Genomic DNA, 13,702 nt, shown 5'->3' on the forward strand with positions numbered 1-13,702 from the left:
ATCTCACTCTTATAAAATTTCTTATATATAATAAAGAGTGGGGTTGATTTTTTGAAAATTACTTTTTTAGGGACAGGGACCTCACATGGGGTTCCTGTAATTGGTTGTAATTGTGATATCTGTCTGTCAGATGATCCAAAAAATAAGAGAAATCGTTCTTCTGTTTATATACAATTTGATGATTTGAACCTACTTATTGACACACCACCTGAATTGCGCCTTGGACTACTAAAAAATAATATTTCTCAGGTTAATGCAGTATTATATACTCATCCACATGCTGACCATCTGATGGGCTTTGATGATATTCGTGCTTTAAACATGATTAATAATAAAACAATGCCCTGTTATGGCAACAATTATACTATTAAAGAAATAAAAACTGTTTTTTCTTATATTAATCACAATATACAGCAAGGTGGGGGTATACCTGATGTAAGGCTTATTACAATTAACTCTAATTTTTTAATTAAAGATAAAGAGGTTTATCCACTACCAGTAAAGCATGGCAAACTGGATATCTACGGCTACAGGATTGAAAACATGGCTTATATAACTGATTGTAGTTTTATTCCAGAAGCAACCTTTAAGCAGCTTAAAGGGATTGACCTTGTCATACTGGGTGCCTTAAGATACCGACCTCATTCTACACATATGAATATTGAACAGGCAATTAAGACTATTAAAAAACTCAATGTATCCAGAGCCTATCTGACACATCTTTCACATGAAATTGAACATAATAAGGTATCCAGAGAACTACCTGAGAATATATTTCTTGCTTATGATGGTTTAATAGTAGAGGTTGAATAGAGGAGGAAAGGGAGGAATAGTAATGAATATTGTACTTGTAGAACCTGAAATACCACAGAATACTGGTAATATAGCCAGAACATGTGCAGTTACTAATAGTAGTTTATATCTGGTAAAGCCCCTGGGTTTCTCAACAGAGGATAAATACCTTAAAAGGGCTGGTCTGGATTACTGGGACAAAGTAGATGTATATTACTATGATTCTATTTTTGATTTAATCGCTGATTATAATGATAGCTCCTTTTATTTTGCCAGTACCAAAGCACCTCAAAGCTATGATCAGGTTATCTATAAAAATAATGATTTTCTAGTATTTGGTAAAGAAACAGCTGGTCTACCGGAGTCTTTGTTAAAAAAATATCTTGATTATACTATTCGTATACCGATGGGAAATGAGCTTCGTTCACTTAATCTAGCAAACTCTGTGGCTATTATATTATATGAAGGGTTGCGCCAACTCAATTTCCCATCTTTAGTAAATAACGGTTTATTGAGAAATAATTAATGAAAATATAGGCTTTTTAAGAAATAAAATTATATAATTTTATTATATAAGGAGGACTTTTAGCTTATCATGTAGAACTCTATTATGATTAGATTATTTATTCTGGGAGGAAAGTTATGAAAAAGAGGTCATTGGTCTTTATATTACTTATATTTTTAACTTTACAATCAGCAATTTTTTTTCATGTTCATGCCTTTAAAACAGAATTAGGGGACAGGGGGACAGGGGTCAAGGAAGTACAGCAGTATTTATTTAACCTTGGTTATGATGTCAGTGTTGATGGAATATATGGAAATCAGACTAAAATTATTGTTAAGGATTTTCAGTATAATAACGGACTTAAGGTAGATGGTGTTGTCGGTGATAATACCTTTAAATTATTAAAAGAAGTATGCAAAAATATAAACTATACAGTAAAAAAAGGTGATACTTTATCAACAATTGCTGTTAACTATAATGTATCTATAGCTGATATTAAGAGAATCAACAACTTAAAATCTGATTTAATAACTATAAATCAGGAATTAATTATTCCCAAGACCGGTATAGGTGGTGGAGATGATAATAAACTTTATTCTACGATCTACCATGTGGTAGAACGGGGGGACAGCCTGTATACCATATCTAAAAGGTATGGTGTTGATATACAAACAATTAAATTGGCCAATAAATTAACAACAGACCTGATAGTAATTGGCCAGACTATTGTTATACCATATAACAAAGCAAATAATAATGAACCCTTTAAATTAACAAAGGGTGCTTTAATCTGGCCTGTTTTAGGCAGAATATCTTCTGGATATGGATATAGAATTCATCCTATCAGAAAAACAAGACACTTCCATGGTGGTATTGATATAGCTATACCACTAGGCACTAAAATATATGCAGCTGCCAGTGGAAAAATAGTACAGAGTGGTTATTATAACGGCTTTGGTAAGACTATTATTATTGACCATGGTAATAATATTAGAACACTTTATGCCCATAATTCAAGATTATTGGTAAGAACAGGTGCTAAAGTAACAGTCGGACAGGTTATTGCTCTATCTGGTAGTACCGGGACCAGTACAGGACCACATCTTGATTTTCGAATATATAATAATGAAAAAACAGTTAATCCATTAAATTTCTTACCTTAAATAAAAAAAGAGCCGATCGGCTCTTTTTTATTTAATTATTTTGGTCTAATATTTTATCATATGTCCTACGATCCTTAAATTCTTCTTTTTTACCTTTATTCCATTGAGAAATAGGTGTCAGAAATCCAACAACTCTGGAATATATTTCACATTTTTGTCTCTGCATTATTAATCACCTCCCTATTTTTTTTAATTTTCACTTGACTTTCACTTGACATGGGACGTCTAAAATATTTTTTATTCTCTGATATATACCTTTTGAACATAAGGTGCTATTGTTTTTTGAAAATCCTCTAATTTATATAATGGAAAGCTTGTTATTCCCATTAATTTAGAATTATAACATATATCAGCCTTGAAGTTTTGTATATAATATTTTTCAGCACCTTCAATTAACAGACCAATATCCTTAAAATCTTCATTTTCATGGAAACCAGGGACAACTGTTGTTCTGAACTCATAGTCAAGCCCGCTTTTTTGAATAATATTAATACTTTTTCTTATACTGCTAAGAAAATCAAACTTACTACCAGTAGTCTTAGGATACTTATCAAGTGATGACTTAATATCCATAGCAATATAATCCAATATACCTGCTTGAATTAAAGTTTCTAATATCTCTGGTTTGCTACCATTTGTATCCAGTTTTATTTTAAGCCCCAGTGTCCTTATCTCAGTGATAAATTCTTTTAAATCAGCTTGAATAGTTGGTTCACCACCAGTTATGCTGAGAGCATCAATCAGACCCTTTCTTTTTTTAAGAAAAGACATGACTTTATTAACAGACAAATAACTTTCTTCATTACTATCAGCAGCAATTAATGATGGGTTATGACAATAAGGGCAGCGGTAATTACATCCCTGTGTGAAGATGATAGTACTTATATAACCCGGGTAGTCAATTAAACTTGTTTTCTGTATCCCGCTGATTTTCATACAGAAACCCTGGTTTCTGCTTTAGAATAACCCTGTTCAGCATCACATTTTGGACAGTATTCATGTTCACCAGGCAAATAACCATGAACAGGACATATACTAAAGGTTGGTGTAATAGTATAGTAAGGCAACTTAAAGTTTTCAGCAATTCTTTTAACTAGCAATTTAGTACTTCCAGTTGATGGCAGATGTTCTCCTAAAAAGCCGTGTAAAACAGTTCCACCAGTATATTTTGTCTGTAATTCATCCTGTAGTTCTAGGGCTGTAAAAATATCATCTGTATAAGCAACAGGTAAATGGGTAGAATTTGTATAATAAGGGTTTGCCCCTTCACTGGATACCCTATCTTCATTAGCGGCTATAATACTACTGCCGAACCTCTCTTTATCAAGTTTAGCAAACCTATATGAAGTTCCTTCAGCAGGGGTTGCTTCTAAATTGTACATATTCCCTGTGTCTTCCTGGTAACTTACCATTCTTTCTCTCATATAGTCCATTACCCTGGAGGCAAATTCCAGACCAGCAGTACTTCCAATATCTTTATCCATAAAATTAATCAGGGCTTCATTCATTCCATTGATACCAATTGTATTAAAATGATTTTGCCAGTAATCACCAAAACGCTGTTTTATATCCCTTAAGTAAAATTGTGAGTATGGATACAACCCTGTTTGTGTAAATCTCTCCAGGATTTTTCTCTTTATCTCCAGGCTATCACGTGCTACATCCATTAAATGGGCTACCCTATCAATAAAATCTTTTTCACTACTAGCAAGATAGCCAATCCTGGGTAGATTTAAGGTAACAACACCAATACTCCCGGTCATTGGATTAGCACCGAAGAGACCACCACCGCGTTTTCTTAATTCACGGTTATCCAACCTTAATCGACAGCACATAGAACGGGCATCTTCAGGGCTCATGTCGGAATTAATGAAGTTTGAAAAATAGGGGATACCATATTTCGCTGTCATTTCCCAGATTGGTTCATAGAGTTCATTATCCCAGTTAAAATCAGCTGTAATATTATAAGTTGGAATTGGAAAAGAAAACACCCTCCCTTTGGCATCACCTTCCAGCATTACTTCTGCAAAGGCCTTATTAAGCATATCCATTTCATCCTGAAAATCTCCTAAAGTCTTATCAACAGGCTTACCTCCAATAATTGCCTGTTGATCAGCAATAGCAGGTGAGGGTTGAAGATCCATAGTTATATTGGTAAAAGGAGTTTGAAAACCAACCCTTGTCGGTACATTCATATTATATATAAATTCCTGAATACACTGCTTTACTTCATTATAAGCTAAATTATCATAATAAATAAAAGGGGCTAGATAAGTATCAAAATTAGCAAATGCCTGGGCGCCAGCAGCTTCTCCCTGTAAGGTATAAAAGAAATTAACAATCTGTCCCAGAGCAGTCCTGAAATGGCGAGGGGGTTTACTCTCTACTTTGGTAGCCACCCCACCAAAACCGGTTAATAATAAATCATGTAAGTCCCAACCACAACAATAGACTGATAAATTACTCAGGTCATGTATGTGTAGATCCCCATTACTATGTAGATCACGTATTTCCTTTGGATATATTTTGTTTAACCAGTATTGACTAGTTATTTCAGAGGAAATATGGTTATTAAGCCCCTGTAAGGAAAAACCCATATTACTATTTTCATTTACCTTCCAGTTGCTTTTATCCAGATAACTGCTGATTACATTCATAGCATCACTAAATAATTTTTTGGTATCCCTTAATTCTGCATGCTGTTCCCTGTATAAAATATATGCCTTGGCAATATCAGCATAGCCTTTTTCAATAAGTATCTTTTCGACTAAATCCTGTATTTGTTCAACATTTGGTATGCCACCATCTTTGTAAAATATGTTTAAATATGAGAGTACTTCCTGGGTTATTTCTCTGCTTATTTCTTTATTATCCTGCCCAACAGCTTTTGTTGCTTTTAATACTGCATTTTCAATCTTTTTTTCATCAAAATCAACCTTCCGACCATCACGTTTCTTAATAAATTCAATCATAAAAAACCTCCCAAAACAATATATTGTGTTATTTAAAATTAATGATACTATATATTGTATTATTCTACTTTTTTTAAAAAAATCCTGCTTTTATAAAATTATTTTTTGTTTTAAATATGAAAAACGATGTTATTTTGATATAATACTTAATATGAGCAAATTATAGAGGATAAGAGATTATAACAGAAGGAAGGGATATGTTAATGAAGTTGAAATATATTTTTGGGCCTGTTTTATCAAGGAGATTAGGAAATTCTCTGGGAATAGACCTTGTTCCCTATAAAACCTGTTCACTTGACTGTATTTATTGTGAATGTGGTAAGACCAATAATCTGACAGCCCGAAGAGAGGAGTATGTACCAACAAAGGATGTAATTAATGAATTGAATAGATATCTTATTAATAAACCGGAAATTGATTATATCACATTTTCTGGTTCAGGTGAACCCCTTTTACATAATGGAATAAAAAGAATCATTAATTATCTTAAAGATAATTATGATTATAAAATAGCCTTATTAACAAATGGGATTCATTTTATAGACAGGAATGTAATAGAAGAAGTTGAAAGGGTGGATTTAATCATACCATCTCTTGATGGCGTAACACAGGAGACCTTTATAAAAATAAATAGACCCCTTAAAAACATTTTTATAGATGATGTCATTGATAGTTTAATTAAATTGCGCAGTAATTTTAGTAATCAGATCTGGCTAGAAATCTTTATTATTCCTGGAATAAACGATAATAATGATGAACTTGTAAAATTTAAAGAGGTAATAAAGAAGATTAAGCCTGACCGGGTACAGCTCAATAGTCTGGATAGAATCGGTACCTTGAAAAATATTAAAAAGGCTTCAGAAAAGGAATTACAGTCAATTGCAGAACTTTTTGAAGGGAAAATTGATATAATTACTTAAAAAGCCTTGACAAAAAAAAACAAAGATGGTAAGATAGTAATCGTTGTAATAAAGCAGGGCCATTAGCTCAGTCGGTAGAGCACCTGACTTTTAATCAGGGTGTCGGAGGTTCGATTCCTCCATGGCTCACCAATATAATAGCGCGGGGTAGAGCAGTCTGGTAGCTCGTCAGGCTCATAACCTGGAGGCCGTCGGTTCAAATCCGGCCCCCGCAACCATTATTTTCTTGTATGATTTTAGTTAAATATGGAGTGCATGTGGTGCAACCATAATGTTCTTGTATGGTTTATTTAGATACGTAGTGCCTATGGTGCAACCAAAACAGAAGTAGGATGTAGGAAGTCGGAGATAAGATTGTATGCAAATACATTTTGCACAACCTTACTTACTAACAACTTTCAAATCCTCTTCATTTTGTAATAATCTTTAGAAGTATTAGTCTTTGGTTTCTTACATTCGACCTCTGACCCCTTACTTCCAAAATGGTGAGATAGCTCAGTTGGTAGAGCAGTGGACTGAAAATCCACGTGTCGACAGTTCGATTCTGTCTCTCACCACCATCTTTATTTCTAGATTAATACAGATATATATTACTTGATCATACTTAAGCCGAAAGGCTTTTTTTAAGTTTACTGTTGAAAAAATAAAATCATAATTACTGCGTATCAACAGATTTATCGAACATGTGATTAAGACTGTGAATCGGGAGGTATTAGCAGGAAATTACAAACTTATGGAGAAAGAAGAGATAGACTATCAATCAGCTGATAAAGAAAGTACCATTTAGAAATCTGGCAGCTCATCAATGGCCTTTTTCTTTTCCTCTATATCTGTATGGGTATATATCTGGGTTGTTGATATATCAGAATGTCCCAGTAAATCTTGAACTATCTTAATATCTTTAGTCTGATAATATAAAATCGAAGCAAAGGTATGCCGTAATTTATGTGGGGTTATCTTTTTATAGTTTTTTACACCAGCCAGTTTTGCATATTTTTTTACCAGTAGTTGTATTGTCCTGACACTAATTCGTTTGCCATGACGGGAGATAAACAAGGCATTAATAGCTGTCTGGTCTTTAATTTTTATTTTATTCCTTTCAGGTAGATAATTATCTATGGCCATTATTATATCATTATGTAGGGGAAGATTTCGTTCTTTATTCCCCTTACCAAAAAATTTAATTGATTCATTTTCAAAATCGATGTTGGCCAGATTAAGGTTTACCAGTTCTGAGACCCTTAAACCAGCATAGAGGAATAATTTCACTATGGCCAGATCCCTTTTTTGATTAATGCTATTATAATTTTTTATTGCCTCAACATATTTACGAGCATCATCTAGTTTCATATAGATGGGTTCAGCCCGGGTTGCAGTCCTGCTTGATTCAATATCGACTGCCGGATTATTATCAACATACTCATATTTATGAAGAAATTTATAAAATGAACGTATTGAATATAGTTTTCTATTCCTGGTAGATGGTGTATTATTATTAAGTAGTATAATATCTCCAAGGAATTCGGAGATTTCATATTTTGATATATCTTTTAGTAATATTTCTTTATCAAAATCCATTTTATCAAGTAAATACTTATAAAAAAGTTTTAAATCTCCAATATATTCTTTAATTGTTAATTTAGAATATCCTTTTTCAACATGTAGATATTTTTCAAAAGCCTTAACTGCCTGTAAGTATCTCATTATCAGTCCACCTTTATTTAGTTCTTTATTATATATTCAACAAAAAACAAATTAATCCTTTTATGAACAAAATGGCTACGCCACCCTACTGCAACTCAGAATCCCCTTCTGTTTTACGGTAGGGGTATTTAATATAAGATGATTCAAAAACCATCTTTGTAAGACATTCAGGACATGCCACTCCAGGCATTTCCCCTTCTTTCAATTTTTGAACCATTGCAAACTCATCTACTACAAAATCAGGTACATGATCATCCATCCCACACTTTGGACATCTATAAACATACCATTCTTCTTGGTGGTCCGGGGAATGGAATGGTAGTTCCCAGTTGTCTCGCTCTTTTTCGTCTTTCAATTCTAGGATCCTCCTCCCATGGATATCTTTTTATATGTCGTCCATTTTCATCTGTATGTTCAAAATGATAAATAAAATCATGTTTAGGACTCCATATCTCATATAATACCATCTCCGAACCACATTTCCTACATATTAATGGGTCTCTATCAAAACTTTTTATAATATTTTCTCGCCATCTCATTACTCTTTTTTTCTTTTCTACCACTATTAGTTTTAACTGTCTTTTCTTCATGTATTTCCATAGTGATACTATCTTTTTTACTTTTTTATTAAAACCTCTACTATATAACCCATATCTTCTTACCATCTTAAAATACTTTTTAGGTACATGCATTATCAATCTACCTATAAAGTCTAATACATCAAGCAGTAATTCTTTTCTTTTTTTCGTATTATGGTCTTCATACCAAAACCTTACCTTCTTACCATCATACTCTAGTATTCTATATTCAGCCATAGCTGGACGTGCTAGATATCTACCAATATATCTAGTTGCACCTCTAGCATTAATTAGTCTAGATTCAGCATTTACATAAAATCCATTAGGATATTTTTGATACAGTTCTCTTACTAAATTCTGAACCTTTAAGCCCTCTTTGAAATACTTTCGAAATATATTAAGTAATACTTTCTGCCATGACTTTCTTAAATATGGATATGAAATATATCCAATATGCTTCCACTGCTTATATTTATCTAATGCTCCTTCTGTTAATAGAGCATGGATATGAGGATTAAACCCTACATCCCTCCCAAAAGTATGAACTACTGTTATTACTCCAACTTGATATTCTTTTTCCTTTGATTGTTTATCATAGTAATCTTGAATTAATTCATTTACTGCATCGCACATATCTTTCAATAAATCTCTATGCCAATATACATACCCTCTTAATTGTTCTGGTAATGTAAATACTAAATGTCTATGACTTGTATCAAGTATATTCTCTACTTGTTTCTCAACCCAATTATCTATATATTTCTTGCCACATCGTACACAAAAACGACTTTTACAGCTAAATCCAATTATATGCTCATGACCACATTCAAGACATTTATATAAAGTATATCCATTTTCAGGATTTCCACAACCCAATGCCCTTTCAACCTGTTCAATTACATCATCTATCATATCAGCTGGAACCACTTCTGATAATCTGTTATCCTTAAAGATTTTCCAGTTATTATTATGAGTAAATATTTTTTTAATCGTATGTTGTTTTTGTATCTCTTTTCTTTTCATAATACTTATTAATTCTATTAAGTTATCCACAAACCTGCTTAACACATAATTTCCTATACCTGAACAAAATGGCTACGCCACCCAGACTTAATCAAAACATCAACTTTCTTAACTCAAACTATTTATTACTCATAGTTAATCAGCAAACTATTAACCAGATAAATATATTTGTCGGCCTTTAAAGTTATCCACAATTTCTAAATCACATAGTTTTCTTGGAAGTAAATATATTTGTCGACCTTTGGAATTGTCAAAAAAGAAAGGAGAATATATCATGGAAAATTTAACACTTTATTACTTTCCAAGTTGTCCATTTTGTAGAAAGGTGTTGAAATTTATTGAAAAAAATGGTTTGAATGATAAGATTGAGTTTAAAAACACCAGGCAGGATGACAACGCAAAGAAAGAACTCCTGGAGATTGGAAGGAAAGACCAGGTTCCCTGTCTGTTTATCGATAACAAACCACTCTATGAATCTAATGATATCATCACATGGTTAAAAAGTCACTATTTATAAAACCTGGCTTACTACTAATCCCTTTCAGGCAGGAATATCTTAAAATATACAGAAATAATAAATATACTGTGAAAAGGGAGAAATTTTATGACTGGTTTAGAATTATTAAAATCAATTTATAGCTATTACAGCAATCACCCCTGTCTGATTATTATAACATCTATTATGCTTTTGTTTTTTTTCCTCGAATTTATCCTTAGCCTCAGGATTAGCCGCAGGTTAAAGCTTATGGTCAAAAAAATGGAGGAAGATAAATTAACAGAAGACAAGTTTTTATTAAATTTAATAAATGATTATAAAAGTACTGTTCATAATAAAGATTATCAGCTAATAAATCCGGAGGCTTATGTTGATTCATTCTTGGCACGTAAAAAAAGTTGTTTATTACATAGCAAGGAGATACTTAAACAGAGTGATTATATTTTTATTCTAACAGGGTTATTTAGTAGTTTTATAATAATTTTATTTGGAATTACCAATCTTAACCTGGAGGGGGTGACTGGTTTAAATGACCTTTTTACTAGTCTAAGCACTCTACTATTTTCTTTAAAACCAGCCTTAATAATAATGACCCTTAGTATTATTTTCGCTTTATTAAGCAATATCATACTGCGTTTCTGGAATCTAGATTATCGATTAGATATATTTAAAAGTGTATTAATAGACTATTTATTAAATAATATTGACACAAATAATTCCTCACCTGAAAAAAACTTATTTTTAGGTTTAATTAAGGCAATTAAAAAAAACACGGTAACAATTGATGAAAGTATTAATAATAAACTAATAAAGCACCTCCAGGATATGGAAGAGAAACTTAGTATATTCCAGCTGGAAGAAATCAAATCAGCTGCTGGAGAAGAAAAACTTGATGAAAATCCTACTTGCTAAGATAGGCAACTGATTCTATATGGTTAGTATGTGGAAACATATCTACACACTTAAATCTATTAAACGTATAACCACTGTCCTGCATTATATTTAAATCCCTGACAAGTGTCCTGGGATTACAGGAAACATAAATCAGTTCATGACAGCCATATTCTATTATTTTATTTAGGGCAGCAGGGTGTATACCTGGTCTTGGGGGGTCAACAATAATCAAATCAGGTACTTCTTTTAATTCAAATAGTTTTTCCTGAACATCACCATTTATAAAACTGCAGTTTTTTATCTTATTAATTTTCAAATTCTCTCTAGCCATTTCAACAGCCTCTTCTATTATTTCAATCCCTATTACTTTATTAACATCTTCAGCTATCACCTGGGAAATACTTCCTGTACCACAGTAAAGGTCAAAAACAAATTTATTTTTACCATCTCCTAAAAAATCTTTCACTACCTTATAAAGGACCTCTGCCGCATAGGTATTTGGTTGAAAAAAGGAAAATGGTTTTATTTTAAATCTCAAATTTAATAATTCCTCAAAATAAAAATCCCTACCATAATGGATTATTAGTCTATCACATTTGACTGCATCAGCATAGTCATCATTGATGGTCTGTAAAAAACCAACTAATTCCCCCTGAAGCGGCAACATTTTAAGCTCTTTACTAAGTTGACTAAAATCATGTTTGAGCTGAGAGGTGGTTATAAGATTAACCAGTATTTCACCAGTTTTTAATCCCTTTCTAATTACTAAATTACGTAGAAATCCTTGGCGGTTTTTTACATGATACCTCTTCAACTTATGTTTTCTCATATATTCAATTATTAATGACAGGATTACCCTGAAATCATTATCTACCAGAACACAACTATCTACTGTAATAACATCAAATCTTCTTCCCCTGGGGTGAAGACCAAGTTGTAATAAACCGTCTTTCTCTAAATCTCCAAAACTAAACTCCATTTTATTTCTATATTCAAAAATACGGGGACTGGGTAATAGGCCTTGAAAATTATCTATCCCTTTAGCTTTAAATAGTTTTTTCATTTGTTTCTCTTTTTCAATAAGCTGGATATCATAGGGGAGGGTCTGCTGATTACAGCCACCGCAGGATTTAAAATGATTACATTTTTCTTTAATTTCTTTACTTGATCTCTTAATCACCTCAAGTAATCTGCCTATATAATAATCTTTTTTCTTTTTGTGGATTTTAACCTTAACCTTTTGGCCGGGAAGGGCATGTTTTATCCGAATTTTTTTATTATCTAAATACCCTACACCAATCCCTGGATAATTTATCTCTTCGATATATACCTCCTGAATCGACCTTCGTTTTATACCCACCATCGTATCAGATCCTTTCTATAACTTAATATCTTTAAAATGATATGTTTTATTATATATAATAATTATCTGCTAGTAAATATAATTTTCTATTTTTATAAAAATGTTTAATAAAATAAGCCTTATGTAAGATATTATAAAATAACAAAAGTTTCTTTTGTGTTATCATCATACATCCTGTATAATAATGTCGTATCTAAATATAAGGAGGGGAAGATCTTGGGAAAAAGGAAATATCAGGTCTTATTTATTATTTTATTATTAATACTAGTGTTTAATGTTAATGGACAGGCAGAAAGCTATGATAATTTAAGTATAGAAGAGGCAGGTGAGATACTTAGAACAATCTTAAATGATAGTATAACAGAGGAAGACTTAATTAACAAGTTAGCAGAACACCCTTTGGTTGAGATTATGGGGTATGTTGAAACAAGCAATGAGAATTATACCTTGTATTATGTTGAATCCGGTGACAGCTTATATAAGATTGCCAATAGGTTTGATACCACAATTGATGAACTTAAAAAGATAAATAATCTCACACATGATTATTTAATCATTGGACAGAAATTAAAAATACCTTCAGAAAAAACTTATGTTAGTTATACTGTAAAACCAGGCGATACTCTTTATCAAATTGGCAGACGATATGATATATCTGTCAAAGAAATTAAAGAACACAATAATCTTAAAAATGATTATCTTTTAATTGGACAGCAATTAACCATCCCTGTAAATGATATCGATAAAAATTATACCTATGAAGTTAGAGCAGGGGATACCCTTTATAAAATTGCTAGAAAATTTTATACTACAATAGCCGAAATTAAGGCCATCAATAATTTGATATCTGATTATTTATTTATTGGACAAAGATTACACATTCCTGTAAGCCAACCAGATAAAGGCTATCAGAAGGTTGATGTTACAGATTATGAAAAAGAATTGCTAGCCCGAGCAGTTTATTCTGAAGCTAGAGGGGAGCCGTTTGAAGGGCAGGTTGCTATTGCAGCTGTTGTACTTAATAGAGTACTCCATCCACTATTTCCGGATACAGTTGAAAAAGTAATCTTTCAACCATGGCAGTTTACTGCAGTTCATGATGGTCAATTCTGGTTAACACCAAATAGAGCTGCTTATAATGCAGTAGAACTGGCTCTGGAGGGATGGGACCCTAGTAATGGTGCTATTTATTATTATAATCCTGATACTGCTTCCTCAAGATGGGTTTTTTATCGTACAGTTATTGTAAAGATAGGTGAGCATTACTTTGCTGTCTAAGGAATTTAGCTACT

At 32.3% G+C, this 13,702-nt stretch carries 14 protein-coding genes and 3 tRNA genes; 10 read left to right on the top strand and 7 right to left on the bottom strand.

Annotated elements, in window-relative coordinates; all coding sequences use genetic code 11:
* Window positions 1–51: 51 nt before the first annotated feature.
* From GM661_RS09885 to GM661_RS09895, 3 genes are all read left to right on the top strand, one after another.
* Entirely contained in the window at window positions 52–813 is a 762-nt protein-coding gene (locus GM661_RS09885; RefSeq protein ID WP_230866721.1) for an MBL fold metallo-hydrolase, read from the top strand.
* A 22-nt stretch (window positions 814–835) separates the two neighbouring features.
* Entirely contained in the window at window positions 836–1,318 is a 483-nt protein-coding gene (gene trmL / locus GM661_RS09890; RefSeq protein ID WP_205739213.1) for a tRNA (uridine(34)/cytosine(34)/5-carboxymethylaminomethyluridine(34)-2'-O)-methyltransferase TrmL, read from the top strand.
* 116 nt (window positions 1,319–1,434) lie between these two features.
* Window positions 1,435–2,460, top strand: a complete 1,026-nt coding sequence (locus GM661_RS09895; protein ID WP_230866722.1) for a peptidoglycan DD-metalloendopeptidase family protein — start codon at window positions 1,435–1,437, stop codon at window positions 2,458–2,460.
* Window positions 2,461–2,491: 31 nt separating this feature from the next.
* Here GM661_RS09895 and nrdD read toward each other — a convergent pair whose 3' ends face one another.
* From nrdD to GM661_RS09910, 3 genes are all read right to left on the bottom strand, one after another.
* Window positions 2,492–2,626: an anaerobic ribonucleoside-triphosphate reductase gene (gene nrdD / locus GM661_RS09900; RefSeq protein ID WP_125990479.1), complete on the bottom strand. Its 135-nt coding sequence runs from the start codon at window positions 2,624–2,626 to the stop codon at window positions 2,492–2,494.
* Between the two features lie 71 nt (window positions 2,627–2,697).
* Window positions 2,698–3,396 (bottom strand): anaerobic ribonucleoside-triphosphate reductase activating protein, encoded by a 699-nt coding sequence (locus GM661_RS09905; protein WP_230866723.1) that lies wholly within the window; start codon window positions 3,394–3,396, stop codon window positions 2,698–2,700.
* The gene (locus GM661_RS09910; RefSeq protein ID WP_230866724.1) at window positions 3,393–5,432 is read right to left on the bottom strand and encodes a ribonucleoside triphosphate reductase; all 2,040 of its coding nucleotides are present in this window, start codon (window positions 5,430–5,432) and stop codon (window positions 3,393–3,395) included. Before GM661_RS09910 ends, GM661_RS09905 begins: the two co-directional genes overlap by 4 nt.
* 203 nt (window positions 5,433–5,635) lie before the next feature.
* On the opposite strand from GM661_RS09910, the gene GM661_RS09915 reads away from it, so the two are divergent.
* The 4 genes from GM661_RS09915 (at window position 5,636) to GM661_RS09930 (ending at window position 6,912) form a co-directional block, all read left to right on the top strand.
* Complete coding sequence (locus GM661_RS09915; protein ID WP_230866725.1) at window positions 5,636–6,352, top strand: radical SAM protein; 717 nt, start codon at window positions 5,636–5,638, stop codon at window positions 6,350–6,352.
* A 56-nt stretch (window positions 6,353–6,408) separates the two neighbouring features.
* Window positions 6,409–6,484 (top strand) — tRNA-Lys (locus GM661_RS09920).
* A 9-nt stretch (window positions 6,485–6,493) separates the two neighbouring features.
* Window positions 6,494–6,570: transfer RNA gene (locus GM661_RS09925), tRNA-Met, on the top strand.
* Between the two features lie 266 nt (window positions 6,571–6,836).
* Window positions 6,837–6,912 (top strand) — tRNA-Phe (locus GM661_RS09930).
* A gap of 223 nt (window positions 6,913–7,135) precedes the next feature.
* Here the strand turns inward: GM661_RS09930 and GM661_RS09935 are convergent.
* The 3 genes from GM661_RS09935 to GM661_RS09945 all read right to left on the bottom strand — a co-directional run bounded on the left by GM661_RS09935 (window position 7,136) and on the right by GM661_RS09945 (window position 9,687).
* Window positions 7,136–8,056, bottom strand: a complete 921-nt coding sequence (locus GM661_RS09935; RefSeq protein ID WP_230866726.1) for a tyrosine-type recombinase/integrase — start codon at window positions 8,054–8,056, stop codon at window positions 7,136–7,138.
* A gap of 85 nt (window positions 8,057–8,141) precedes the next feature.
* A complete protein-coding gene (locus GM661_RS09940; RefSeq protein WP_230866727.1) occupies window positions 8,142–8,411 on the bottom strand; it encodes a hypothetical protein in 270 nt (89 codons plus the stop codon).
* Window positions 8,332–9,687, bottom strand: a complete 1,356-nt coding sequence (locus tag GM661_RS09945; protein WP_230866728.1) for an IS91 family transposase — start codon at window positions 9,685–9,687, stop codon at window positions 8,332–8,334. The genes GM661_RS09940 and GM661_RS09945 overlap by 80 nt, the downstream gene beginning before the upstream one ends.
* A 244-nt stretch (window positions 9,688–9,931) precedes the next feature.
* Between GM661_RS09945 and GM661_RS09950 the strand changes: the two genes are divergently transcribed.
* Both GM661_RS09950 and GM661_RS09955 read left to right on the top strand, forming a co-directional pair.
* Window positions 9,932–10,174 (top strand): glutaredoxin family protein, encoded by a 243-nt coding sequence (locus GM661_RS09950; RefSeq protein WP_125992144.1) that lies wholly within the window; start codon window positions 9,932–9,934, stop codon window positions 10,172–10,174.
* An 87-nt stretch (window positions 10,175–10,261) separates the two neighbouring features.
* Complete coding sequence (locus tag GM661_RS09955) at window positions 10,262–11,065, top strand: hypothetical protein (protein WP_230866729.1); 804 nt, start codon at window positions 10,262–10,264, stop codon at window positions 11,063–11,065.
* On the opposite strand, the gene rlmD is transcribed toward GM661_RS09955, so the two are convergent.
* Entirely contained in the window at window positions 11,055–12,410 is a 1,356-nt protein-coding gene (rlmD, locus tag GM661_RS09960) for a 23S rRNA (uracil(1939)-C(5))-methyltransferase RlmD (protein WP_230866730.1), read from the bottom strand. The genes GM661_RS09955 and rlmD overlap by 11 nt on opposite strands.
* A gap of 216 nt (window positions 12,411–12,626) precedes the next feature.
* Here rlmD and GM661_RS09965 point away from each other — a divergent pair, with 216 nt between their 5' ends.
* Window positions 12,627–13,688 (top strand): LysM peptidoglycan-binding domain-containing protein, encoded by a 1,062-nt coding sequence (locus GM661_RS09965; protein ID WP_125990485.1) that lies wholly within the window; start codon window positions 12,627–12,629, stop codon window positions 13,686–13,688.
* Window positions 13,689–13,702 lie beyond the last annotated feature (14 nt).

This window comes from Iocasia fonsfrigidae (assembly GCF_017751145.1).
Lineage (GTDB): Bacteria > Bacillota > Halanaerobiia > Halanaerobiales > DTU029 > Iocasia > Iocasia fonsfrigidae.